The organism is Bacteroides sp. 1001136B_160425_E2 (assembly GCF_015559655.1).
Classification (GTDB): Bacteria; Bacteroidota; Bacteroidia; order Bacteroidales; family Bacteroidaceae; genus Bacteroides; species Bacteroides luhongzhouii.
This window is the reverse complement of sequence record NZ_JADMQH010000014.1, coordinates 126,132-151,242: the sequence shown is the minus strand read 5'-3', so window position 1 is coordinate 151,242 and position 25,111 is coordinate 126,132. Positions and strand designations below refer to the sequence as shown.

Here is a 25,111-nt window from a genome sequence, read left to right as displayed (position 1 = left end):
ATCCGCAAAGTATTCACCGTCTATTATTTACAGTTCGCTATTTTTTTACAGTTGCTTACTCATTTTCGTCCCAAGCTCAAGGAATTGAGTACTACACTCACACTGGAGAACGCCATTGCAGCACTTGCCAGCATCGGATTCAATAACAAGCCATTCAACGGGAACAAGATACCAGCAGCAATAGGAATACCAATCAGGTTATAAATAAACGCCCAAAAAAGATTCTGATGAATCAGTTTGACCGTCTGCTTTGACAGTTGGAAGGCTTTAGGAAGCAGTAATAAGTCCGATGTCATCAAAGTCACCATAGCCACGTCCATAGCAATATCAGTTCCTTTTCCCATGGCAATGCTGACATCAGCCAACGCCAACGCCTGCGAATCATTGATACCATCGCCCACCATAGCAACCTTCTTTCCCTGCATTTGAAGCTCACGTACAAATTCGGCCTTGTCGTCCGGTAGAGCGTCGGCAACAAAACGCTCTATTCCTAAACGGGAAGAAACGGCTAATGCAGTCCGTTGCCCGTCACCCGTCAGCATACAGATGTCAATCCCTTGACGTTTCAGTTCCTTCACCGCTTCGGCAGAAGTAGCCTTTATCGGATCGGAAACAGCAATGATAGCCAACAACTCGTTTTCACGTCCAAAGTAAATGATGCCGTTACCGTCCGATTCATAGTGAACCAGCATTTCAGCCATCACATCGCTTACTGTCGCACTGAAATCTTTCAGGAGTTTATGACTGCCTACCCAATAAGTATGTCCCTCATAAGAGACTTTGATTCCTTTTCCCGTAATGCTTTCAAAGCTATCCAATACGGCAGGTTTTATTTTTTCCTCGTCCTGAAGCGCAGAGACAATAGCACCGGCAAGCGGATGCTCTGATTTCATTTCCGCAGCTAAAAGTACATCTTTGAAATGTGACTCCTGCGACTGCGCCCATAACCATCCGGTAGCCGTAGGATGGCCTTCGGTCAGTGTTCCCGTTTTATCCAGTACAACGACATCCACTTTGCGCATTTGTTCCAAAGCCACTGCATCTTTAATCAAAATATGCTGGCTGGCAGCTTTACCTATACCCACCATCAACGCAGTAGGTGTAGCAAGCCCCAAAGCACATGGACAAGCAATGACAAGAACAGATACAGCTGACAAAATACCATAAGAGATATATTCACTACCACCGATAGTAACCCACAATACAAATGTCAGAATGGCAATGCCTAACACTACAGGTACAAAAATTCCCGTAATACGATCAACAATGCGTTGCACGGGAGCTTTGCTGCCCTGTGCTTCCTGCACCATAGAGATGATACGGGCAAGCACTGTTTCACTGCCTACCTGTGCGGCACGAATGATAAATGAGCCACGCTGGTTGATCATTCCTGCCAATACTTTATCACCTTTCTTCTTTTCTACCGGAACCGGTTCACCGCTAATCATACTCTCATCGACATACGAGTCGCCTTCGGAAAGCTGACCGTCCACAGGAATTTGCTCTCCCGGACGTACAACCACCAAATCACCTACCTGAAGTTTCTCAATCAAAATCTCCTCCTCCACTCCATTGCGCAGAACGCGAGCCACTTTTGGCTGCATTCCCATCAACTTACGAATGGCTGTCGAGGTATTTCCTTTGGCACGTTCCTCCATCAACTTTCCGGTGAGAACGAAAGCGATAATCACCGCAGAAGCCTCATAATAGACATGCGGTTCCAATCCGCGGTCATACCAGAATTCGGGGAAGAAAGTGTTGAACAGACTGAACAGAAAAGCAATAGAAGTACTAAGTGCAACCAAAGTATCCATATTGCTCCGTCCCAATTTAGCCTGTTTCCAGGCTCCGGTGAAGAAACCACCTCCGAAAAAGACCATGACAGGGATAGCAAATACCATTTGAATCTCATTAGAGTATGGTACATGCATCAGTATCATGGAATATACCAATAACGGTACAACCAAAATCCACGCACCAATCACCTTCCACTTCAAACGAATGTAACGCTTATGCTGTTCCTCTTCCCGGCGTTCTTCTTTGTGGGCTTCTTCCACAATCAGATCATAACCTGCTGCAAGCACAGCCGCACGAATTTCTCCGGGGGTCAGCTGATCTTTCTCATAAGAAACGGTCAATGTATTGGTAGCAAAATTAACGGAAGCCTCAATGACTCCCGGCAATTTTTTTACTGTTTTTTCTACATTATTGGCACATCCTGCACAATGCATATTAAGCACAGGAAATACCTTTTTTGTTGTGTTACCCATATAATTATTGTTTACGGCCCTCCCCTCCTCTCGAAAAAGAAGTTGGGGAAGAACCATTGTTTGTTTATAGAAACAAGCTAATACAGGTATTTGTTCAATTACTTCTTATCAGTCTTCTGATCGTCTTTCTTTGTTTCTTTTACAAATTCGGCTTCATAACTGAACTTATTAAATCCTGCCTGCAACTTCTTTACATTTGTTTTTTCAGCATCATACGTAATGGTTACCATTTTCGTTTTTACTTCGGTCGAAATATCCTTCAACCCTTTCTCAAAACGCATATTGTCCTTTACTTTCTTTTCGCATTTCTCACAGTGCATCTGCGGCACTTTAAATACAACGACACGAATATCTTTTGCCAATACAGCTGTTACACTCAAAAGAGCCACCACGCAAGTGGCTATCCATCTTTTTGTTCTCATTTTTCTTATCAGTTTAAAATTAATATTCTTTCTTTATTATGCGATCGTTTCTTCGCCCGCTATTTCCTGTATTTACTCACTATTTCTAGCTAAGTTAAAACGTATTCCGATATATCCTTTTGCTCCGTGCACCGGTCCCCAAATCATGGTAGAATCAAAATTGTTCCCCCAGGGATTTGCTGCATCGATAATCGGATTCTTTTGTTTGAAATTTGTCAGGTTCTCGCCTCCTACGTAGATAGACCAACGACGGAAGTAACGGGTCACCTGCAAGCTCAACTGCTCAAAACTACCATAACGACGTTCCCAAGACAACTGTCCGTCTCCCAAGTCATAAGGAGTAGGCATCCTACCGCCACCATTCAGTTGTAGCGTAGCGTCGAACTGCCAAATTCCTAGCGGAGTCTGGTAAGAAGCCGTAAGTAATCCTTTGTATTTGCTCGTCAGCGGTTTCTCCATTCGTTCACCTTTGTAGGTCGTTTTTGCATCCGTGAGCCGGTAAGCACCTGTCAGAGTGAACCCTTTGAAGAAAGGATAACTTGCTTCCACCTGGAACACATGCGAATAAGAACGTCCATCCAAATTGTAGAAAGCTACTTCGTGAGGGTTGCTATCCATATCCACTATCACTTGTTTCAAGAAATCCGTATAATAGTATTCCGCATTCACATTCAGCGTTTTGCCGAATATAGGGATATAAGTAGAGACGCTGGCACCATAATTCCATGCTTCTTCCATATCCAGGTTCTTTGCAATTTCCACCTTACGGCTACTGGAAAGCAAGTAGTTATTTTCCGCCAACACATGATTGGTACGATATCCTTTTCCGGCAGAAAGACGGAAATTCACATAATCATTCGGATTGTATTTAAGATGTGCACGCGGAGTCACGAAGAAACCATGTTCATTACTGTAATCGCCACGCAGACCGGCCATTATCATCCATTTATCATTCAAGTTCAACGTATATTGCACGTAAGCACCGGGAACAGCTTCCTTTTCAAAGGCTTTGAGAGGATTGTCCGTAGTATTTTCCAAACGATAATGTTGGTCATAAGCGTCATAATTAAAGCTCAATCCTGCGGAGAAACTATTTTGCGAATTAAATTCTGTTTCAAACATCAGCGAAGCATAGACGTTGGTTTGATCCACATTATACAGTTTGCGCCCATACGTAGCATCCTGATTGTGTAAAGTGGTGGAAAGAATCAAAGCCAGGTTTGTATTCTTCTCCTTATTAAAGATATAGGCGTTCTTGGTGAAGAATTCATAGCGTTCTGTATCGATCCCTACTTTATACAGATCACCGGAGTGCATTGCCCCTCCGTGATTAGCCTGCCCGCTGGTACGTGTTTCAGAAAGAGCTTTAATACCTGCCTGGAAAACATAATGGTCGCCCATATATGCCCATCGGTTCCACACATTATACTGTTCCACCTGTGGAATATCCACAAATCCGTCATCGTTACCATCATGCGCCTTGGTCTCATTTTCGTAATGCGCTAGCAGAGAAGTACTCCATCGTTTGGAAAGTTTCAATGTAGCGTCCGCATTGGCTTCATACCGGTTGGTAGTGCTTGCAAAAAGATTGGCAGACACCCAATCAGCTTCCGGCAACTGCGGTTTCTTAAATTCTACGTTTATCTGTCCTGTAATGGCTTCATAACCATTCTTCACCGAAGATGTTCCTTTGGAGACCTGTATACTCTGCATCCATGGGCCGGGAACATATCCCAATCCATAAGGAGCGGCGGCTCCCCTATAATTCGGAATGTTTTCCGTCAACATCTGCACATAGGTGCCGGACAGCCCCAACAATTTAATTTGTTTGGCTCCTGTTGCCGCATCGGAATAACTCACATCTACTGAAGGGTTCGTCACAAAACTTTCACCTAGGTTACAACAAGCAGCTCTACTCAATTCGGCACTACTTATCATGTCTTCATTCATCACGCTGCTACGCAATTTCATCGTTCCCAGTTTCCGAGTGACAATATTCACCTCATTCAGCTCCACTCCATCACGAAGCACAATATCCAATTGCTGATTTCTACTGCTCACATGAATCGTGTCGTTCTGAAAACCAATAAAACTGACAATCAGCATATGGCTTTTGGAAGGTTTAGTGATAGAAAAACTACCATCTTCCTTGGTTGTCACTCCTTGTCCTGTATTCATCCAGAACACATTGGCACCCGGAATAGCCTCCCCGGTACTATCTTTCACTGTTCCCCGTACTTGCGCATATGTATTGCCGGCAAATAACAGGAACAGGCCTATTATCATATATTTCATTCTTTCTAAAGTTACTTTCGAGATACAAAATTAATTCATTTCTCATGCAACTTAGTTGCATTCAGTGTTGCTTTACTTTCATGTTCTATAGAAAGCAAAGGATTAAATAAGAAAGAAATAATGGCTAAATAATGTAAGTGGAATATAACGCCAGCATCTGCCTTGAGCAGAGAGGTGGCGGAGAGGTCAGACTATCATATTCTACTGGTTTATCCGCATAGGTCGGAGTCAACAGATAGCAGAAATGCTCACATAAAAGATCGACTGCCAAAACTGATACGGTCAATTCGGTAGTATGTTTCATCAGGTCGAGCTTATAAATAGTAGCCGTACAACCTTTTTCTTTGCAGTTTTTCTTTGAATCGCAAGTATGAGACTTTTTACACTTCGGACAGCCTGTATCACAGCAGCTCTGCACTATCTCACAACGGGCACAGCAATAACGTACAATAGAAACCCCGCCTCCTGAATAGATAATCAGGAGAGAAAGGATTAGTGCTGTTATGTAGGCTAGTCTTTTCATTTCAGAGGACAAAGATAAGAATAAAAACAGATTTTCCTATCTATTTTCGTAATTAAGATTCAATCATCATTCAAAACTATAGATTTACATGCATTTCTTACCGGTTATTTTCCCGGTAACCTCATATTCATCAACAGTAGATTGAATACCAATTTATTGCAGGCATATTTCCGGTCCATTATTTGGCTATTTTAGAGTCATATCAGCACTATTAACTCTTTTTACTCAACAATAAAACCTATCTTTGCCCCGAATAAATTTACTGTTTTTTTTTAAGTAAACGCTATGCTTACATATCTACTCCTCATTATCACTCTTTATCTGGCAGGGAATGTCTACATATTTATCAGAGCGGCGCAGACTCTGAAAGTAAAACCGCTTGGAGTAAAAATACTCTTAACCGTTTTATTCTGGATCTGTGCCTTATCTTTATTCGGCACGATGTTGGCCCGCAATCTGGAGATGTCTGTCTTTATCTCCCATTCAATGTACATCATTGGAACAAGTTGGCTGATATTTACCCTATATATGGCATTGTTCCTGCTGTTGTTTGATATCTTGAAATTATTCAAAGTTGTCTGCAAGTATCGGTTCTATCTATCTTTAGTGTTCACGTTGGGATTACTGGGATATGGGATGTACAACTATTATCATCCGGAAATCAATGTTGTCAGTATTTTAACTAATAAACAGAACGGAGATACTTCCCACGCAGTTAAAATCGTTGCCATAAGTGATGTTCATCTGGGAAACGGTACAGGGAAAGCTTCACTGAAGAAGTATGTGGAAATGATAAATGCACAGCATCCCGACTTGATACTGATTAGTGGCGATTTGATTGATAACAGTGTTGTACCTCTTTATACAGAGAATATGGCAGAAGAACTGGCCGAGTTGAAAGCTCCTATGGGGATCTATATGGTTCTTGGTAATCACGAATATATTAGCGGAATCGATGAAAGTATCCGATATATAAAGAATACTCCAATACAACTTTTGCGCGATTCAGTAGTGACACTCCCCAACGGCATACAACTGGTAGGACGCGATGACCGACACAACCGTAAACGCAGTTCCCTGCAAGAATTGATGGCGAACGTCGATAAAATCAAACCTATCATCTTGCTGGATCATCAGCCCTTTAACCTGAAAGAAACAGAAGCGGCCGGCATCGACCTGCAATTCAGCGGACACACACATCACGGACAGATATGGCCTATCAACTGGATGACCGATTATATATTCGAGCAAAGTCACGGTTACCGCCAATGGGGAAACAGCCATGTGTACGTTTCCTCCGGATTGTCTCTTTGGGGACCGCCTTTCAGAATAGGAACACATAGTGAAATGGTTGTTTTCAACTTCCAATGAATATTATGCAGTTTTGTCACATATGTTACAGTTTCTAAGAAATCTCTGCCCTATCTTTGCAGAAAAAAAGATTATGGAACAATTACATGCTCATGAAGTCCTCCACATGATGGAAGGAAACAGCTATTCGGAATCATCATTGCGGGAAGCAATCATTAAAAAGTTTGGTTCACAGCAACGCTTTTATGCCTGCTCGGCAGAAGACATGGACGTAGATACCCTCATCGAATTTCTGAAAATGAAAGGGAAATTTATGCCTGCTGAAGATGGATTCACCGTAGATATCACTAAAGTATGCAAGCATTGATGAGCGGATGCTATCCGGCAATCCTGTTTTAGAGGATAAATAGCTGCAAATTTTTCTGTTTTTATTAGCCCGATTCACGAATTTCATCTATATTTGTCAATAGTGAATGATAAAACAAATGTTGAATTTACAGAAAAAACGGGTATGAAAAAACAATATGTCAGTCTGCTTGCAATTATACTTTCGGTAAGCGGCTTTTTGTTTTCTTGTCATGACAAGATGAACAAAAACACAGGTGCGTTACAGTTTGACAGCATTCAAGTGAATGAGACAGCACACCTCTTCAGCGATACAGCCAAACCGGCTTGCAATATTATTATTAATTTTGCTTATCCGGTCAAGTCATCAGATGATATGCTGAAAGACAGTTTGAATGCTTATTTCATTTCGGCCTGCTTCGGTGATAAATACATCGGCGAAAAGCCGGAAGAAGTTGTAAAGCAATACACTGAGAATTATATCAGCGAATACCGCCGCGACCTTGAGCCGATGTATACCGAGGATGAGAAAGACAAGGAAGACGAATCTTCCATCGGTGCTTGGTATTCTTATTATAAAGGTATAGAAAGCCACGTGCAACTGTATGATAAAGACCTGCTTGTATATCGTATCGACTATAACGAATATACCGGAGGCGCGCATGGCATTTACATGGCAACTTTCCTGAACATAGATCTCACCTTGATGCGTCCGCTCCGTCTCAATGATATTTTTGTCGGAGACTACAAAGACGCATTGACCGACCTGATCTGGAACCAGCTCATGGCGGACAACAAAGTGACGACTCACGAAGCATTGGAAGATATGGGATATGCTTCCACCGGGGACATCGCTCCGACAGAAAATTTCTATCTAAGCAAAGAAGGAGTCACCTTTTATTATAATGTATACGATATCACTCCTTATTCTATGGGCCCTGTAAAGGTAACAATCCCATTTTCTATGATGGAGCATTTACTAGGCAGTAACCCGATTCTGGGAGAACTGAAAAATTAAATTTCATAAAAAACTGAACACCAATGAATATCCTATTGTTATCACTCCCGTGTGACAGAATTAGGATATTCATCCACTTATATCATTCAAAACTTATAACTCAAAACTCAAACAGTGGAAATCATACTGAAATATTTTCCTGATCTGACGGAAGAACAGCGCAAACAGTTTGCTGCTCTATACGACCTCTACACTGACTGGAATTCAAAAATCAACGTAATCTCCCGCAAGGACATCGAGAATTTATATGAGCACCACGTGCTCCATTCGTTAGGCATTGCCAAAGTAATCCAATTCCGTCCCGGAACCAGCATTATGGACCTGGGTACAGGAGGAGGTTTCCCCGGCATTCCTTTAGCCATCTTATTTCCCGAAGTAACATTTCACCTCGTGGACAGTATCGGCAAAAAAGTACGTGTAGCAACCGAAGTGGCAAACGCTATCGGACTGAAAAATGTAACATTCCGCCATGCCCGCGCAGAAGAGGAAAAAAGAACGTTCGACTTTGTTGTCAGCCGTGCTGTAATGCCTTTGGCGGATTTGATTAAGATTATCAAAAAGAATATCTCTTCGAAACAACAGAATGCATTACCCAACGGACTGATTTGTCTCAAAGGTGGCGAATTGGAGCATGAAACGATGCCGTTCAAGCATAAAACGGTCATTCATAACTTGAGCGATAATTTCGAAGAAGAGTTCTTTCAAACTAAGAAAGTGGTATATGTTCCGATTTAAACAAGACTATATGTTCTGATAGATGATAAATCATAAAGAAACCATGAAAATAAAGAGATTTGAATTTAATATGTTTCCCGTAAACTGCTACGTATTATGGGATGATACTAAAGAAGCAGTCGTAATTGATCCCGGCTGTTTTTATGAAGAGGAAAAGCAGGCTCTAAAAAAGTTCATTCTTACCAATGAACTGAATGTGAAGCATCTGCTGAATACTCACTTGCACTTGGATCATATTTTCGGAAATCCGTTCATGCTGAAAGAATTCGGATTATCGGCAGAAGCAAATAAAGCGGATGAGTACTGGATTGACGAAGCTCCGAAACAAAGCAGAATGTTTGGTTTTCAGTTGCAGGAAGAACCTGTGCCACTGGGCAAATACCTGCACGACGGAGATATTATCACTTTCGGACATACCAAACTGGAAGCGATACACGTGCCCGGACATTCACCCGGTAGCTTGGTATACTATTGCAAGGAAGACAATTGCATGTTCTCCGGCGACGTCCTGTTTCAGGGCAGCATTGGCCGTGCCGATCTCACAGGAGGCAACTTTGATGAACTGATAGAGCACATTTGCAGCCGTCTGTTTGTTCTCCCCAACGAAACTGTCGTTTACCCCGGACACGGTGCTCCTACGACGATCGGAATGGAGAAAGCTGAAAACCCATTTTTTAGATAATAAAAAATAAGTATTAGGTATCAAGTATTAATTATTACCGAAGCTAACGGGCAATTCCCCCTACGATACTTAATTCCTGATACTTAATACTTGATACTTAATACTTGAAATTATTATGAAAACCGATTTGTTAGCTAGCCGTCACATCGGCATCAATGAACAAGACACAGCCATCATGCTCCGCAAAATTGGCGTGAACTCACTGGACGAACTGATTGATAAAACAATTCCCGCCAATATACGGCTGAAAGAGCCACTGTCATTGCCTAGTCCGCTGACGGAATACGAATTTGGAAAACACATCGCCGAACTGGCAAATAAAAATAAACTATATACTACGTATATCGGTTTGGGATGGTACAACACGATTACCCCGGCTGTTATCCAACGGAATGTATTCGAAAACCCGGTATGGTACACTTCTTACACTCCTTATCAGACAGAAGTGTCGCAAGGACGCCTAGAGGCTTTGATGAATTTCCAGACAGCCGTGTGTGACCTTACTGCTATGCCGCTCGCCAACTGTTCACTTTTGGACGAAGCAACTGCCGCTGCCGAAGCTGTAAGCATGATGTATGCCTTACGTTCCCGTGCGCAACAGAAAGCCAATGCAAACGTAGTTTTTGTAGACGAAAATATCTTTCCACAGACATTGACTGTTATGACTACACGCGCCGTGCCGCAAGGCATCGAACTGCGTGTTGGTAAATATAAAGATTTTGAACCTTCATCGGAAGTGTTTGCCTGCATTCTGCAATACCCGAACTCGAATGGAAACGCTGAGGACTATTCCGAATTTACAGAAAAAGCTCATGCCGCAGATTGCAAAGTAGCTGTCGCCGCAGATATTTTAAGTCTTGCCTTACTGACTCCTCCGGGAGAATGGGGAGCAGATATTGTATTCGGAACCACACAACGTTTGGGTACTCCAATGTTCTATGGTGGTCCGTCGGCTGCTTTCTTTGCTACCAGAGACGAATACAAACGGAATATGCCGGGACGAATCATCGGATGGTCTAAAGATAAATATGGCAAACTCTGCTATCGGATGGCTTTGCAGACACGTGAACAGCATATCAAGCGGGAAAAAGCAACTTCAAACATTTGTACCGCGCAGGCATTATTAGCTACTATGGCAGGCTTTTACGCTGTTTATCACGGTCAGGAGGGTATCACAACAATTGCGTCGCGCATCCACAGTATTACTGTATTTCTTGAAAAGCAGCTGAAGAAATGTGGATATACACAAGTCAACGCTCAATATTTTGACACTTTACGTTTTGAGTTGCCCGAACACGTTTCGGCACAACAAATCCGTACAATAGCGCTTAGTAAAGAAGTAAATCTGCGTTATTATGAGAATGGCAATGTAGGTTTCAGCATTGATGAAACAACAGATGTGGCAGCCGCCAATGTATTGCTATCTATCTTTGCCATCGCTGCCGGAAAAGATTATCAGAAAGTAGACGATATTCCGGAAAAAAACAATATCGACAAGGCTTTGAAACGTACAACTCCTTTCCTGACGCACGAAGTATTCAGCAAGTACCACACGGAAACAGAGATGATGCGTTATATCAAACGTTTGGATCGCAAAGATATTTCTCTTGCACAATCGATGATTTCTCTCGGTTCATGTACCATGAAGCTGAATGCAGCTGCGGAAATGTTGCCTTTAAGTCGTCCTGAATTTATGAGTATGCACCCACTGGTTCCGGAAGATCAGGCAGAAGGATATCGGGAATTAATCAAGAATTTAAGTGAAGATCTGAAAGTTATCACCGGATTTGCAGGAGTCAGCCTGCAACCAAATTCGGGGGCTGCGGGGGAATATGCAGGGCTTCGTGTGATTCGTGCTTATCTCGAAAGTATCGGTCAGGGACATCGGAACAAAGTCCTGATTCCGGCTTCAGCCCACGGAACAAATCCTGCGTCAGCTATACAGGCAGGATTTGTGACTGTCACCTGTGCATGCGACAAACAAGGAAACGTAGAAATGGATGACCTGCGTGCTAAGGCTGAAGAAAATAAGGATGAATTGGCAGCACTGATGATCACTTACCCTTCTACACATGGTATCTTCGAAACAGAAATAAAGGAAATTTGCGACATCATTCATGCCTGTGGCGCACAAGTATATATGGATGGAGCCAATATGAATGCCCAAGTGGGATTGACCAATCCGGGATTCATCGGTGCGGATGTCTGCCACTTGAATCTTCATAAAACATTCGCCTCCCCTCATGGTGGCGGAGGTCCGGGAGTCGGTCCTATCTGTGTGGCCGAACATCTGGTTCCTTTCCTTCCCGGACATGGAATCTTCGGTAATTCACAGAATCAAGTATCAGCTGCCCCATTTGGTAGTGCAGGTATTTTGCCTATCACGTACGGATATATCCGTATGATGGGTGCAGAAGGATTAACGCAGGCAACTAAGATTGCAATCTTAAATGCTAATTATCTGGCTATTTGTCTGAAAGATACGTATGGAGTTGTTTATCGGGGAGCCAATGGTTTCGTAGGACACGAGATGATTCTGGAGTGTCGGGAAATACATGAAGAAACAAGTATCTCGGAAAATGATATTGCCAAACGTTTGATGGATTATGGTTATCATGCTCCTACCCTCTCTTTCCCTGTTCACGGTACGTTGATGATTGAACCGACAGAAAGCGAGAGTTTGGCAGAACTGGACAATTTTGTAGATGTCATGCTGAATATCTGGAAGGAGATTCAGGAAGTGAAAAATGGCGAAGCAGATAAGGATGATAATGTATTGATTAATGCTCCGCATCCGGAATACGAAATTGTTAGTGATCGTTGGGAACATTCGTACACACGTGAGAAAGCGGCTTATCCGATAGAAAGTGTACGTGATAACAAATTCTGGGTCAATGTAGCTCGTGTAGACAACACGCTGGGAGACCGTAAGTTACTACCAACTCGTTATGGTACGTTTGAATAAAAGTGATTTATTGGAGAAATCAATTCATTAGAAAGGATAAAGAAGCATCTCTATAAGAAATAATCCCGGGACTCACACTCATTGAGCCCCGGGATCAATCAGCCAAGGGCTGAATAAACAGAAGCCCTGGAGATACATCAACTATCTCCAAGGCTCAAATTTCGTGATATGGAATGTAAATCCCAATAAATATATATATCTGAATTTTATTTCTACTTGACAATGGTTACTGTATCAGCTTTCACCTTTTTCTCTTTCATTGAAATCTTCGAATCAGCATATCCCAAAGCTACGCAACCATAGACTTTATGATTGGCAGGAACACCTAAAGAGGTAATATACTCACGAACTTCAGGATCATCACATGTTGTACCCAACTGGTTGATCCAGCAAGAGCCGATTCCTAAAGAATGAGCAGCCAGAAACATATTTTCTATTGCACAAGCACAATCCATCCCAGCCCACCATTGAGTAGGTTCATTAGATACAATCACCAAAGTCGGAGCATGATAATAACAACAATAAGTCTTGCTATGTCCACGCTCTTGTAAACGGGAATCATCGCTTTTTGCAAAAGCCCCTTTAATGTGCTCATTCAGTTCTGTCAATTTATCAACATTCTGAATAGCTGTAAAATGCCATGTTTCCAAATGCATTCCACTTGGTGCATAAGTTGCAGCTTCCAGAATAGCCTGCAAATCTTCTTCTGAAACTTGCTGACTAGTATAAGCCCGTACACTACGCCGTGCTTTAATGTTCTCTAAAACTTCATTCGTTTTCATGGATAACAAGTTTTTATATAAGTATGTCAAAGATTGCCGCATCAGTACCTTGTAGTTCTCTATCTTTTAACTAATCCAATCTTTGCGTTCAGTTTAAAATAATAGATTCCATTTTCTCTCTCCAAAAATCCGTACTTATCTTTCTCCAAAGCCCCTTTTTCCAAACGAGTATTTTGAAACAAAAAATCCTCCATCACTTGTTTTTCTGATTTATGATAACAGAGTACCTCTCCACTTCCGCCCACCAACAGAATCCCTTCCACAGCCGAATCCAATCCATTATAGATCTTTGCCGGACGCATTCCTAAAGCTAACGCCATCAAGAATTGCTTCATCTTGAACTCATAAAACTTGTGCTTGTTTATCAGTTCGTCTTTTATTTTCAATGGATTCATTTGTTTGACTATTTCCGTCAGATCGCTAATGCGGGAGATACCATCCAAATGCATAATACGGACCATTTCTGTCAATACACGTGGAAAATGCAAATCAATCATCAGAAGATTGCTACGGAATACCCGGTCGGCTACATCAGAATATTTGAGTACACCACCCAAACGCTCGATCATCATCATTCGCTCAGCAACTTCATTCGGAGATTCAGGCAAAGCATTGATTTTATTCACTGTGGGAGTGGCAAATTTGACTCCACTCTGTTCCAGTTTTAGATTTGCAGCACGTCCTCCGTCCAGTAACGGATTCATTACACCCAACCGTGAACGGACATTAAAACCTCTCAACGGGGCTTCCGGATGCCAAAATGCAATGGAGAAATCGGTACGATCTTCTGTTTTTGCTTCCAAATCGAAAATGGCAGCTTCGTCTAAAAACGCTTCTACTCCTTCCGGAGAGGTTACATCATTTTCCGAAGAAGTTTTCACAGCCTGCAATATCAGATCTGCTACAATACCAAAATCCTCACGAGGCATCGATTTTACCCCGCTCTCTCCCACTATACGGATCGTATCTTCTTCAATATAATATTGACGTGTCCCGTCATGTTCTTCGCGTTGAATCATTGCAACAGGCCAGAATCTTTCTCCCGCCTTTGCTTCTGCTGTGCCTAACACTACTTTCCCGTCTGCCAGGAGACGAAAGAAAGAATAGAGTTCGCACCATTCTTTTTTGGTTGCTTCAAATGCCATATGTCTTTATTTTACTAATGGTTCTTTTTATCCTAATTTTACTAAGAAATTTCTATCTTCACCATGAGTTGCTTACTGATTGATAACCTGCGGTAAGGTTGCAGACGACACAATAGGAGGAACTATATGAGTCACCTCTTCCAATGGAGGAAGCTTGCCTATTTGTGCAAACAGAGAGTTTCGAATCCATTCTCTGGGAGTAACTATGATAAATCGTCCTGTCCAACAACCATCAAAATAGGAAGGATTGCCCGGCTGTTTCTTTATAGGATAACAGATATTTTCTCCTTTACTCCGCATCTCCGGCGAACGCCCGGGATCATTTACCCACACATGTTTATCATCAATACCACGAAGCACCATCCAGTGCCCTCTCGGACCGGGACGCAAACCACGAACAGCTCCTGTATATCTCACATTGACAAGCACAGGTATACCACGATCAATATAATCTTTTAATACCCGGTAATCTTTCTGCTGAAAATGTTCGGCACTTATCATGTTTTCATAATAACGTGTCAAAGAATCAATTTCAAAAGAATAGTATCCTCCCTGCCCTATCGATGTACGACGACGGAAGGGAGCACGTTTTTTCAGAAAGTAGTTGCGTTGATATTCAATCAATTTCTTTTCTGCATCCTGAGCTGTACGTTGTGTATCGGTCGTCATACCCTTGAAGTAATCAAATACCATTAGCGAAGAAGCCAGAGAGCAATGCGAATAAGGACATCCCGTGATTTTCTGCGAATACCACGGAACAGGAATATTATTAGGAGCGAGCTTTTGAGTCTCCTGTGCTTGTACTTGCGTCTGAACGCTTATCAAAGCAAAGAAGCTTAAAAACAGATTGAAAATTATATGATATTTATTTCTCATGCAATATTTAAATATCTTACTTACAATACATTCTCATCATCAAGAATCCGCGCTGTCTCCACCTTTTCCAAACGGGCACGCAACTTAGGCATCATCGAACGACGAATACGTAACGTCATACTACAATCCATCTCATACGACTGATTGAGAATTTCAGGTTCCTCTTCTTTCACAATGCGCATTACGTCATTCATGAAGGGATATTCAAACATTACCGTCACGTCTTCATCTACCGTTTTTTCTATAATTGTAGCAGCAGCAATAGCTTCAGCAGCGGCAGCCTTATAAGCCACGATCAATCCGCTTGTCCCTAACTTGATTCCTCCAAAATAACGGACTACTATAATCAGGATATTCGTCAGTTCATTTGAGTTTATCTGTCCGAGAATGGGTTTTCCCGCTGTTCCGGAAGGTTCTCCATTGTCATTGGCACGGAAATCCTTTCGTGCAGCTCCCAACATATAGGCATAACATACGTGTCGTGCGTCATAATACTTCTTCTGATACGTTTCAAGATGTATTTTTATTTCATCGAGAGTACGCACAGGAAGGGCGATAGCAATAAACTTGCTTCGTTTTTCCGTATAAATACCTTCGGAAGGTTCAATGATGGTTTTATAAGTATCTTCAGCAGTCATACTGCAAAGATACGGCTTTAATAAGAAAAGTCAATCTATCGTTTGGAAATATTAATGTTCCATTTACCGATGAGATGTAGTTGGGAATATAAAATCTTTGTTGACAGATTTTCATCTACAAGATAGTGACGCTATCCTATAAAAATAGTGACGGTATACCACAAAGATACCGTCACTATCCCGGGCATATACCGTCACTATTTTTTTTATCTTAATCGGGTGTTACATTGATTGATATAGCTCACATCAACAACGTCTTTTTTGCATCATCCGATAGATGTTTCCTAATCCAATTTATGAATTACCAAGCCCGAACGAAGTTTCGGTTCAAACCAAGTAGTCTTCGGTGGCATAATATTACCTGTATCTGCAATATCCATCAATTGTTTCATAGATACGGGATAAAGAGCCAGAGCCACTTTCATTTCACCGCTATCCACACGCTTCTTGAGCTCTCCCAATCCACGGATACCACCAACAAAATCAATTCGTTTGTCCGAACGTAAATCCTTTATGCCCAAAACTTCATCCAGAATCAGGTTGGATGAGATGGTAACATCAAGCACACCAATAGGATCATTGTCATTGTATGTACCAGTTTTGGCTGTCAGACTGTACCATTTGCCCCCCAAATAGAGTGAGAAGTTATGTAATCCGGATGGTTTATAGATATCCGCACCTTTCTCTTCCACTATAAAGTTTTTATCAAGTGCAGCCAGGAATTGTTCGGGAGTCAAACCATTGAGATCTTTCACTACACGGTTATAATCGATGATGGTTAACTGGTTGGCTGGGAAACAAACAGCCATGAAGTAATTATATTCTTCATCACCACGATGATTCGGATTTTGCTTTGCTTTCTCTGCTCCCACCAGTGCAGCAGCGGCAGAACGGTGATGTCCGTCGGCAATATAAAGAGCCGGCATTTTAGCAAATTCGGCAGTAATGGTAGCAATATCCTCATCTTGATCGACAACCCAGAAAGTATGTCCAAAGCCATCACCCGGAGCGATGAAGTCATAAACAGGCTTGCTTGTCGTATACTTCTTGATAATAACATCCAGTTTCTCATTATCCGGATAAGCAAAGAAAACAGGTTCGATGTTAGCGTTGTTCACACGGACATGCTTCATACGGTCTTCTTCCTTGTCACGACGGGTAAGCTCATGTTTTTTGATAATCCCATTCATATAATCGGGAACGTATGCGCCAACTACCAATCCGTATTGTGTTTTCCCGTTCATCGTTTGGGCATAGATATAATAATTTTCCTTATTATCCTGCACCAACCAACCTTTGTCCTGGAACAGTTGGAAATTCTCGGCAGCTTTAGCATACACCTGTTCGTCGTGTTCATCCGTACCGACAGGGAAATCTATTTCCGGTTTAATAATATGATAAAGGGACTTTTCGTTACCTTCCGCTTCTGTGCGGGCTTCTTCTGAATTCAATACATCATAAGGACGTGAAGCGACCTGTTCTACTAGGTCTTGTGGAGGACGAATGCCCTTGAAAGGTTTAATTATTGCCATGATATTAGTATTTAATACGTAAAAAATTAAAGCCACAGACTTATTGAAAATCTGTGGCTCAAATATACTACTTATTTCTAAAAAAGACATTCTGTGACGGACTGTTTTTATTCAGATACAATCATAGTTGTTCTGGAGGAACGGTTATTGTTATTCTGAAAGGTCCGACTGGCTTCTTCAGAATTTTATTTGTTTACTCTGAATTTCTCGCAACCATCTTTCAGGAAGCCTACAATTTGTTGAGCGGCAGCAATACCGGCATTGATATTTGCTTCAGCAGTTTGGGCCCCCATCTTCTTTGGAGTTGAGAAATAACGTTCGGCAAACTTCTCTGCAAATTCTGCATTAGCAACAGGCATAATATCTGTGATATATTTGAAGTCTGCACGCTCTTCCATTAATTTAATCAGTTCCGCTTCATTGATAACTTCCTTACGGGCAGTGTTTACCAACATAGCACCTTTCGGCATATCTTTCAACAGAGCATAATTGATAGAGTTCTTTGTCTCAGCAGTTGCCGGAATATGAAGAGATACCACCTGGCAAGTCTTATACAGTTCTTCTGCCGAATCAAGTGCTTTCACACCATCTTTTTCGATTGCTTCTTTCGGGCAGAATGCGTCGTAAGCATACACTTCCATTCCGAAACCTTTGGCAACACGGGCTACATTACGACCTACGTTTCCATAAGCATGAATACCCAGTTTCTTGCCCATCAGTTCTGTACCGGAAGTTCCGTTATAGAAATTACGAACAGCATATACCATCATACCCAAAGCGAGTTCGGCAACAGCATTAGAGTTCTGTCCCGGAGTGTTCATGACACATACGTTGTGAGCAGTGGCAGCAGCCAGGTCAACGTTGTCATATCCTGCACCGGCACGTACTACGATTTTCAATTCTTTGGCAGCATCAAGCACCTCTGCATCAATAATATCGCTACGGATAATAATAGCATTAGCATCTTTCACTGCATCCAGCAATTGAGCCTTTTCTGTATATTTCTCAAGTAAAGCAAGCTCAAATCCGGCCGCTTCTATTTCTTTACGGATACCGTCTACTGCAACTTTTGCAAACGGTTTGTCAGTAGCTATAAGTACTTTCATAATCTAATTCTGTTTATAAAGACTCACCACAGATTACCCAGAGCCTCACAGAATTTAAAAAGTCTGCGTTCGTCTGTGTAATCTGTGGTGAAAATATTATTAATGAAGTTTTTCAAATTCCTGCATGCAGTCGATCAAAGCTTGTACGCTTTCTTTCGGCAAAGCATTGTAGCAAGATGCACGGAAACCACCTACAGAACGGTGTCCCTTGATACCTACCATACCTCTTTCAGTAGCAAACTTCATGAAGTCAGCTTCAAGGTCTTTGTATTCGGGAGCCATCACGAAACAGATGTTCATGCGTGAACGATCTTCTTCGGCAGCAGTACCCACGAACATCTTGTTACGGTCGATTTCAGCATACAACATATCCGCTTTTTCAATGGCACGACGTTCCATTTCTTTCACACCACCTTGTGCTTTGATCCAGCGAAGGTTCAACAATGCAGCATAGATAGGCACTACCGGAGGAGTATTGAACATAGAACCGTTATCAATGTGCGTCTGATAGTTCAGCATTGACGGAATGTAACGAGAAACCTTGCCTACAGCGTCATTCTTAACGATAACGAATGTAACACCTGCAGGAGCCAGATTCTTTTGCGCACCACCATAAATACAGATATATTTAGAAACGTCAACCGGACGTGAGAAAATATCAGAAGACATATCGGCAACCATCGGAACCGGAGAATCGAGGTCTTTCTTCAATTCTGTACCGTAAATTGTGTTGTTAGTAGTGATGTGGAAATAATCTGCATCTGTCGGGATTGTGTAATCTTTTGGGATATAAGTATATGTAGCTTCGGCAGAGGAAGCAACTTCTACAACTTCGCCAAACCCTTTAGCCTCTTTCATTGCTTTCTTAGCCCACACACCTGTGTTCAAGTAAGCAGCCTTTTTCTCCAAGAAGTTAAAAGGAACCATGCAGAACTCCAGACTAGCACCTCCACCCAGGAACAGTACCGAATAACCTTCGGGGATATTGAGTAATTCCTTGAATAATGCCACTGCTTCGTCAACCACAGGTTGGAAGTCTTTGGCGCGGTGGCTGATTTCCATCAAAGAGAGACCAGAGCCGTTGAAATCTAAAATAGCCTTCGCTGTATCCTCTATCACCTCACGCGGAAGAATGGAAGGTCCTGCATTGAAATTATGCTTTTTCATTTGAAGTTTGTTTTTGGTTTAACAATTTCGTTACTTTTGTCTTTTGACCTTGCGAATTTACGAATTTATTCCCACCGCACAAATCTTTCCTTATAAAAATACTGTTCTAAAGCAGATTTTCCTTTCTTTTTATTGGTTTATACAGGATATATACACCATATTGTTATCTATAGATGTCAAGTAAGGTATCTTACAGCAAAGATTTTTACTTCGCTTCTTCAATAATAGTCTTCATTCCTTTTATTTTCTCTCCTTGAATCAGATTCAGGAGTTGCTTCACCTTAGCCCGACGAACGGCAACAAAAGCATAATGCTCTTTGACATCAATCGCTCCGACATCTTCACGAGCCAGATTTCCTTTTTTATATAAGAATCCAGCAATATCAATCCGGCTAAGTTTTTCCTTCTTTCCTTTACCTATATATATAGTAGTCCAGACCGATTTCGGAGGACGGGGAGGGTTTTCAGGCAACACCACTGCTTCCATTTCTTCCGGGATATAAGGAGGAAGTTTCTCTTCGGCATGAAGAATCAGATAAGACGTTCCGGTAGCGTCCCAACGTGCTGTTCGTCCGTTGCGGTGTGTAAAGGCTTCTTCATTGACCGGCAAATGATAATGGATGATATGTCCAACTTCCGGAATATCCAGTCCACGGGCAGCCAGATCGGTAGAAATCAATACATGACAACTCCCATTACGGAATTTGTAGAGCGCACGTTCTCGGTCCGGCTGTTCCATACCGCCATGAAAACGTTCTGCGAGTAGTTTTTTATCTGCCAATAACTGATGCACACGGTCCACCGCATCCCGATGATTACAAAACACAATGCTCGAACTACTCCCCAATGTACAAAGCAGGTTATATAAAGTATCAATCTTATCTTTGGAGGGCGAAAGCACCTTCATCAATTTCAAGCGCGACTCTTGTTCTTCAGAAGCGTCCGAAAGGAAGTCCAACTTAACCGTGCGGTTCAGTCCCGTAAATTCGGGAATCTCTTCTGCATCGGTAGCTGAAAGCAACATACGTTTTTTTAATCCCGGAAGCTGGGTGATAATCTCTGCCATTTCATCGTGGAAACCAAACTCCAACGACTTGTCGAACTCGTCGATAATTAAAGTTTCAATGGTTTCAGGATTGAAATTTCCTTTCGACAAATGGTCGGTAATACGTCCCGGGGTACCGATGATGATAGCAGGATGATTGCCTAATATACTTTTCTTTTCTTCGGCGATGGGATGCCCGCCGTAACAACAGCAGGTTTTCCAGGAAGTCCCCATTGCTTTGAATACAGAGTCTATCTGTAAGGCAAGCTCACGCGAAGGAACAAGAATCAAGACCTGTACGCTGTCATCGTTCGGTTTTAGGGTAAGGAGTAAAGGTAACAAATAGGCCAATGTCTTGCCCGATCCTGTCGGTGACAACAGTATAACGTCTTTTCTGCCGGTAGCTTGTTCAAGTGATGCTTCCTGCATCGGATTCAGCTCTTCAATCTTCAAATTGCGGAGAGCCGACTGTATAATTTCATTTTTCTCTAACATGGGGGCAAAGATACAAAAAGGAAAGAGTACGAAGATAAAAATACAATCAAACTTTAGCCATGCCGGTCAATATATAATAACCTTTCAGGTTATTCTCTTTCATGTAAATAGTTACTTCTGCCCTACAAGCTGTCACTAAGGCATATCCCGTTAAATTTGAACTCATAGCTTTGACAAATGAATACTCTGTATCATTGTGGATGAAAGATATACGATGATATTCCATAACCTATTGTGGTTTAATAATTCTATTGTGTAGCCAAATATACGAATATAATAGATAAGTATGGATAAAAAAGGAGCACTATCTTTCAAACAGGCATAAAATAGATACAAGACATAGCGGAAAGACATTATGAGATCACACCAAAAAGAAGCGGGAAATCGAAGAAGCATTGCTGCTTTTCAGATTTCCCGCTCTGTCTTTATGTAACCTTTCCGGTCATTTTCCCAACCGGTTTGTTCTCTTCTGCAAATTATCCTCCGAAGTTGTCGAACATCAGATTCTGTGCCGGAACACCAAGATCGTCGAGCATCTTCTCAACGGCCTTCGACATCGGGCCAGGACCACACATGTAGTATTCAATATCTTCAGGAGCTTCGTGATTCTTCAGGTAAGTTTCGTAAATTACGTTGTGAACGAATCCCGGAGTGTACTTCACGCCTGCGGCATCAGCAGCAGGGTCCGGACGGTCAAGAGCCAAATGGAAGGTGAAGTTCGGGAAGTCTCTTTCAATTTGTAGGAAATCTTCCAGATAGAACACTTCGTTCAGCGCACGGGCACCATAGAAGTAAGACATCTTACGGTCAGTAGTATGCAATGTCTTGGTCAAGTGCATGATTTGCGCACGCAATGGAGCCATACCGGCACCACCACCAATCCACATCATTTCCTTCTTAGAATCGAAGATTGGGTGGAAGTCTCCGTAAGGGCCACTCATTATTACTTTGTCACCCGGTTTCAGGGTAAAGATATAAGAAGAAGCGATACCCGGCATTACATCCATAAATCCAGGACCTTGCTCTTTCGGTTTGAATGGCGGAGTAGCGATACGTACTGTCAACATGATACGGTCACCTTCGGCAGGATAGTTGGCCATAGAGTAAGCACGGATTGTTTCCTCGTCGTTCTTACATTTCAGACCCAGCAAACCGAATTTCTCCCATGCAGGAAGATATTCATCACCAATCAGACTCTTATCAATGTCCTTATCATAATCCATTGAGAATTTAGGAATCTTAATCTGTGCGTAAGAACCCGGGATGAAGTCCATGTGTTCGCCTTTAGGCAGAGCAACGATGAACTCTTTAATAAATGTAGCCACGTTCTTGTTGGAGATTACTTCGCACTCCCATTCTTTCACGCCCAAGATAGATTCGTCGATCTTGATAGCCATATCATTTTTCACTTTCACCTGACAGCCCAGACGCCAGTGGTCTTGTTGCTGTTTACGGCTGAAGTGAGGAACTTCAGAAGGCAGGATTTCTCCACCACCTTCGAGTACCTGGCATTTGCACTGTCCGCAAGAACCTTTACCACCACAAGCTGATGACAGGAATACTCCGTTTACAGACAGCGTATTAAGCAAAGTAGAACCGGAAGCCACTTCCAATTCCTTTTCGCCGTTGATTGTCAGTTTTACGTCTCCTGATGGTACCAGGAAATTCTTGGCAACCAACAAGATTACAACAAGCAACAGAATAACCACAAGGAATACCCCAATGCTCGCTAATATTAAATTCATATCCATTGTCTTATTCCTTTCTTTTAGATGTTCAAACCAGAGAAACACATAAATGCGATTGCCATCAGACCTACTGTGATAAATGTGATACCTAAGCCCTTCAACGGAGCAGGTACATCAGAGTAAGCCATTTTCTCGCGGATAGCAGCCAGACCTACGATAGCCAGCAACCAACCGATACCGGAACCCAACGCATAAGAAAGAGCATCCCATACATCACCGATGTATTTCGGGTCGCTCGGACCAAGGTTGATACGTTGTTGCATAAACAGAGAAGCACCCATGATAGCACAGTTAACAGCAATCAACGGCAGGAAGATACCCAACGAAGCGTACAATGAGGGGCTGAAACGTTCTACTACCATTTCCACCAACTGCACAATACCGGCAATAACGGCTATGAAAAGAATAAAACTCAAGAAGCTAAGGTCAACACCTTCAATGATAGCATTGGCAGCCAGCACCTTGGTTTGCAACAGATAGTTGACCGGAAGTGTCACCAGTAACACAAAAGTTACCGCGATACCCAGCCCTACAGCGGTCTTCACATTCTTCGAAACAGCCAGGTATGAACACATACCCAAGAAGAATGCGAATATCATGTTGTCCACAAAGATAGAGCGGACGAATAAACTTAATAAATGTTCCATAATTCAGAAATCAGAAATAATTAATTACTTTCTTCTTGCAATTCTTTGTGACGTGCACGTTGATACCAGATGATGCAAGCTACGATAATCAATGCCATCGGTGGCATTAACATCAAACCGTTGTTTACGTATCCAATATTCTGGATAGGTTCGTAATTCAGAATATTGAAACCCAGCAATGTTCCCGAACCAAACAGTTCACGGAAGAAAGCAACGATAATCAAAATCTTGGCATATCCCAAACCATTGCCCAAACCATCAAGGAAAGACTCCCAAGGACCGTTCTGCATGGCAAATGCTTCCAGACGTCCCATCAGGATACAGTTGGTGATAATCAAACCTACATATACAGATAGCTGAACACTTACATCATAAGCATACGCTTTCAAAACTTCACTTACAATAGTTACCAAAGCAGCTACCACTACCAGCTGAACGATGATACGGATGCGGTTAGGAATGGTCTTGCGCAACATTGAAATTACTACATTAGCAAATGCAGTAATTACCGTTACTGAAAGTCCCATTACAATAGCCGGCTCCAGCTTTGCAGTAACAGCAAGTGCAGAACAGATACCGAGCACCTGTACGGTTACCGGATTGTCTATTCCTAACGGAGCAGAGAATACTTCTTTATTTCTCTTTGAAAACAGTTGTCCCATATTCTTTTCTTCTCCTTATTATTTAGTTAAAAAACTCATGTAACTACCCAGACAAGCTTTTAGCATAGCGTCTACACCAACAGAAGTGATTGTACCGCCCGAAATACCGTCCACCTGATATTCAGGTTTCTCTACCTTGCCGTTCTTCACAACTCCCAAAGCGATAGAACCATTTTCCAAAGTCTTCTTACCTACAAACTCATTCTGAAAATGATCAGTTGCAATTTCAGCACCCAGACCCGGAGTTTCACTGGCGTGTGAGAAATAAGTACCGTAAACGGTATCTTTATCTTCGTTCAGCGCAACATATCCCCAGATAGCGCCCCAAAGACCGGCACCGTAAACAGGGACTACATATTTAGTCTGACCGTCCACTTCACATACAAACACGTGCAGACGTTGTTGTTCTTTTGCTTCTTTTTCGTAGTTGGTAGCAAATTCGCCCGTGTTTTCGGTCAGCGTACCGTCTACGTTCATCAGCATATCCCCTTTCACATATTTTTGATATTCAGCATCCGCATCTTTCACATTCTTAATGTTCAATGCAGCGAGGATTTGTTTCTTAGTGTCCAACTGCACATTCTTGTCTTGTGTAGATTTCAATGAAGAACTAACGAATGCCAGCAGGAATGCAACGATAATAACCATTACCGAAGCATAAATGATAGTATAACTATTACTATTCGTATTCATTTTCTTTCG

23 protein-coding genes are annotated in these 25,111 nt (G+C 42.1%); 6 read left to right on the top strand and 17 right to left on the bottom strand.

The window, feature by feature from the left end; all coding sequences use genetic code 11:
- Positions 1-59: 59 nt before the first annotated feature.
- The 4 genes from I2I04_RS15295 to I2I04_RS15280 all read right to left on the bottom strand — a co-directional run bounded on the left by I2I04_RS15295 (position 60) and on the right by I2I04_RS15280 (position 5,510).
- Entirely contained in the window at positions 60-2,270 is a 2,211-nt protein-coding gene (locus I2I04_RS15295; RefSeq protein ID WP_195655388.1) for a heavy metal translocating P-type ATPase, read from the bottom strand.
- A gap of 98 nt (positions 2,271-2,368) precedes the next feature.
- Entirely contained in the window at positions 2,369-2,692 is a 324-nt protein-coding gene (locus tag I2I04_RS15290) for a heavy-metal-associated domain-containing protein (RefSeq protein WP_195470502.1), read from the bottom strand.
- Positions 2,693-2,764: 72 nt separating this feature from the next.
- Positions 2,765-4,987 carry a TonB-dependent receptor gene (locus tag I2I04_RS15285; protein ID WP_195470503.1) on the bottom strand — a complete coding sequence of 741 codons (2,223 nt, stop codon included), beginning with the start codon at positions 4,985-4,987 and terminating at the stop codon, positions 2,765-2,767.
- 124 nt (positions 4,988-5,111) lie between these two features.
- Positions 5,112-5,510, bottom strand: coding sequence for a hypothetical protein (locus I2I04_RS15280; protein ID WP_195470504.1), 399 nt, complete (start codon positions 5,508-5,510; stop codon positions 5,112-5,114).
- A 285-nt stretch (positions 5,511-5,795) separates the two neighbouring features.
- Between I2I04_RS15280 and I2I04_RS15275 the strand changes: the two genes are divergently transcribed.
- The 6 genes from I2I04_RS15275 (at position 5,796) to gcvP (ending at position 12,566) form a co-directional block, all read left to right on the top strand.
- Entirely contained in the window at positions 5,796-6,881 is a 1,086-nt protein-coding gene (locus I2I04_RS15275; protein WP_195655387.1) for a metallophosphoesterase, read from the top strand.
- 73 nt (positions 6,882-6,954) lie between these two features.
- Positions 6,955-7,188, top strand: coding sequence for a YecH family metal-binding protein (locus tag I2I04_RS15270; protein WP_143257590.1), 234 nt, complete (start codon positions 6,955-6,957; stop codon positions 7,186-7,188).
- A gap of 144 nt (positions 7,189-7,332) precedes the next feature.
- Positions 7,333-8,184 carry an RsiV family protein gene (locus I2I04_RS15265; protein WP_195655386.1) on the top strand — a complete coding sequence of 284 codons (852 nt, stop codon included), beginning with the start codon at positions 7,333-7,335 and terminating at the stop codon, positions 8,182-8,184.
- A 114-nt stretch (positions 8,185-8,298) separates the two neighbouring features.
- Positions 8,299-8,919 (top strand): 16S rRNA (guanine(527)-N(7))-methyltransferase RsmG, encoded by a 621-nt coding sequence (gene rsmG, locus I2I04_RS15260; RefSeq protein WP_143257588.1) that lies wholly within the window; start codon positions 8,299-8,301, stop codon positions 8,917-8,919.
- Positions 8,920-8,962: 43 nt separating this feature from the next.
- Positions 8,963-9,601, top strand: coding sequence for an MBL fold metallo-hydrolase (locus tag I2I04_RS15255; RefSeq protein WP_004311627.1), 639 nt, complete (start codon positions 8,963-8,965; stop codon positions 9,599-9,601).
- 115 nt (positions 9,602-9,716) lie between these two features.
- On the top strand, positions 9,717-12,566 hold the full coding sequence (gene gcvP, locus I2I04_RS15250; RefSeq protein WP_195655385.1) for an aminomethyl-transferring glycine dehydrogenase: 2,850 nt from the start codon (positions 9,717-9,719) through the stop codon (positions 12,564-12,566).
- 212 nt (positions 12,567-12,778) lie between these two features.
- On the opposite strand, the gene I2I04_RS15245 is transcribed toward gcvP, so the two are convergent.
- The 13 genes from I2I04_RS15245 to I2I04_RS15185 all read right to left on the bottom strand — a co-directional run bounded on the left by I2I04_RS15245 (position 12,779) and on the right by I2I04_RS15185 (position 25,102).
- Entirely contained in the window at positions 12,779-13,348 is a 570-nt protein-coding gene (locus tag I2I04_RS15245) for a nitroreductase family protein (protein ID WP_195655384.1), read from the bottom strand.
- Positions 13,349-13,407: 59 nt separating this feature from the next.
- The gene (locus I2I04_RS15240; RefSeq protein WP_143257585.1) at positions 13,408-14,493 is read right to left on the bottom strand and encodes an HpaII family restriction endonuclease; all 1,086 of its coding nucleotides are present in this window, start codon (positions 14,491-14,493) and stop codon (positions 13,408-13,410) included.
- A gap of 72 nt (positions 14,494-14,565) precedes the next feature.
- Complete coding sequence (locus tag I2I04_RS15235; RefSeq protein WP_185911476.1) at positions 14,566-15,369, bottom strand: C39 family peptidase; 804 nt, start codon at positions 15,367-15,369, stop codon at positions 14,566-14,568.
- Positions 15,370-15,389: 20 nt separating this feature from the next.
- Positions 15,390-16,007: an IMPACT family protein gene (locus tag I2I04_RS15230; RefSeq protein WP_143257584.1), complete on the bottom strand. Its 618-nt coding sequence runs from the start codon at positions 16,005-16,007 to the stop codon at positions 15,390-15,392.
- Positions 16,008-16,291: 284 nt separating this feature from the next.
- Complete coding sequence (locus I2I04_RS15225) at positions 16,292-17,539, bottom strand: DUF1015 domain-containing protein (protein WP_143257583.1); 1,248 nt, start codon at positions 17,537-17,539, stop codon at positions 16,292-16,294.
- Between the two features lie 185 nt (positions 17,540-17,724).
- Positions 17,725-18,645, bottom strand: a complete 921-nt coding sequence (locus I2I04_RS15220) for an NAD(P)-dependent oxidoreductase (protein WP_195655383.1) — start codon at positions 18,643-18,645, stop codon at positions 17,725-17,727.
- A 99-nt stretch (positions 18,646-18,744) separates the two neighbouring features.
- Entirely contained in the window at positions 18,745-19,812 is a 1,068-nt protein-coding gene (serC, locus tag I2I04_RS15215) for a 3-phosphoserine/phosphohydroxythreonine transaminase (protein ID WP_143257581.1), read from the bottom strand.
- Between the two features lie 205 nt (positions 19,813-20,017).
- A complete protein-coding gene (locus tag I2I04_RS15210; protein ID WP_143257580.1) occupies positions 20,018-21,352 on the bottom strand; it encodes a DEAD/DEAH box helicase in 1,335 nt (444 codons plus the stop codon).
- A gap of 46 nt (positions 21,353-21,398) precedes the next feature.
- Positions 21,399-21,578 (bottom strand): hypothetical protein, encoded by a 180-nt coding sequence (locus tag I2I04_RS15205; RefSeq protein WP_074557187.1) that lies wholly within the window; start codon positions 21,576-21,578, stop codon positions 21,399-21,401.
- A gap of 250 nt (positions 21,579-21,828) precedes the next feature.
- Positions 21,829-23,103, bottom strand: coding sequence for an NADH:ubiquinone reductase (Na(+)-transporting) subunit F (nqrF, locus tag I2I04_RS15200; RefSeq protein ID WP_143257578.1), 1,275 nt, complete (start codon positions 23,101-23,103; stop codon positions 21,829-21,831).
- Between the two features lie 17 nt (positions 23,104-23,120).
- On the bottom strand, positions 23,121-23,747 hold the full coding sequence (nqrE, locus tag I2I04_RS15195) for an NADH:ubiquinone reductase (Na(+)-transporting) subunit E (RefSeq protein WP_143257577.1): 627 nt from the start codon (positions 23,745-23,747) through the stop codon (positions 23,121-23,123).
- 20 nt (positions 23,748-23,767) lie between these two features.
- A complete protein-coding gene (locus I2I04_RS15190; protein ID WP_143257576.1) occupies positions 23,768-24,409 on the bottom strand; it encodes an NADH:ubiquinone reductase (Na(+)-transporting) subunit D in 642 nt (213 codons plus the stop codon).
- 18 nt (positions 24,410-24,427) lie between these two features.
- Positions 24,428-25,102, bottom strand: coding sequence for a Na(+)-translocating NADH-quinone reductase subunit C (locus I2I04_RS15185; protein ID WP_143257575.1), 675 nt, complete (start codon positions 25,100-25,102; stop codon positions 24,428-24,430).
- Positions 25,103-25,111: the final 9 nt, after the last annotated feature.

Coding starts and splice junctions, on each gene's coding strand:
- I2I04_RS15295 (WP_195655388.1), bottom strand. CDS start 2,270: ATGGGTAACACAACAAAAAAGGTATTTCCTGTGCTTAATATGCATTGT.
- I2I04_RS15290 (WP_195470502.1), bottom strand. CDS start 2,692: ATGAGAACAAAAAGATGGATAGCCACTTGCGTGGTGGCTCTTTTGAGT.
- I2I04_RS15285 (WP_195470503.1), bottom strand. CDS start 4,987: ATGAAATATATGATAATAGGCCTGTTCCTGTTATTTGCCGGCAATACA.
- I2I04_RS15280 (WP_195470504.1), bottom strand. CDS start 5,510: ATGAAAAGACTAGCCTACATAACAGCACTAATCCTTTCTCTCCTGATT.
- I2I04_RS15275 (WP_195655387.1), top strand. CDS start 5,796: ATGCTTACATATCTACTCCTCATTATCACTCTTTATCTGGCAGGGAAT.
- I2I04_RS15270 (WP_143257590.1), top strand. CDS start 6,955: ATGGAACAATTACATGCTCATGAAGTCCTCCACATGATGGAAGGAAAC.
- I2I04_RS15265 (WP_195655386.1), top strand. CDS start 7,333: ATGAAAAAACAATATGTCAGTCTGCTTGCAATTATACTTTCGGTAAGC.
- I2I04_RS15255 (WP_004311627.1), top strand. CDS start 8,963: ATGAAAATAAAGAGATTTGAATTTAATATGTTTCCCGTAAACTGCTAC.
- gcvP (WP_195655385.1), top strand. CDS start 9,717: ATGAAAACCGATTTGTTAGCTAGCCGTCACATCGGCATCAATGAACAA.
- I2I04_RS15245 (WP_195655384.1), bottom strand. CDS start 13,348: ATGAAAACGAATGAAGTTTTAGAGAACATTAAAGCACGGCGTAGTGTA.
- I2I04_RS15240 (WP_143257585.1), bottom strand. CDS start 14,493: ATGGCATTTGAAGCAACCAAAAAAGAATGGTGCGAACTCTATTCTTTC.
- I2I04_RS15235 (WP_185911476.1), bottom strand. CDS start 15,369: ATGAGAAATAAATATCATATAATTTTCAATCTGTTTTTAAGCTTCTTT.
- I2I04_RS15230 (WP_143257584.1), bottom strand. CDS start 16,007: ATGACTGCTGAAGATACTTATAAAACCATCATTGAACCTTCCGAAGGT.
- I2I04_RS15225 (WP_143257583.1), bottom strand. CDS start 17,539: ATGGCAATAATTAAACCTTTCAAGGGCATTCGTCCTCCACAAGACCTA.
- I2I04_RS15220 (WP_195655383.1), bottom strand. CDS start 18,645: ATGAAAGTACTTATAGCTACTGACAAACCGTTTGCAAAAGTTGCAGTA.
- serC (WP_143257581.1), bottom strand. CDS start 19,812: ATGAAAAAGCATAATTTCAATGCAGGACCTTCCATTCTTCCGCGTGAG.
- I2I04_RS15210 (WP_143257580.1), bottom strand. CDS start 21,352: ATGTTAGAGAAAAATGAAATTATACAGTCGGCTCTCCGCAATTTGAAG.
- I2I04_RS15205 (WP_074557187.1), bottom strand. CDS start 21,578: ATGGAATATCATCGTATATCTTTCATCCACAATGATACAGAGTATTCA.
- nqrF (WP_143257578.1), bottom strand. CDS start 23,103: ATGGATATGAATTTAATATTAGCGAGCATTGGGGTATTCCTTGTGGTT.
- nqrE (WP_143257577.1), bottom strand. CDS start 23,747: ATGGAACATTTATTAAGTTTATTCGTCCGCTCTATCTTTGTGGACAAC.
- I2I04_RS15190 (WP_143257576.1), bottom strand. CDS start 24,409: ATGGGACAACTGTTTTCAAAGAGAAATAAAGAAGTATTCTCTGCTCCG.
- I2I04_RS15185 (WP_143257575.1), bottom strand. CDS start 25,102: ATGAATACGAATAGTAATAGTTATACTATCATTTATGCTTCGGTAATG.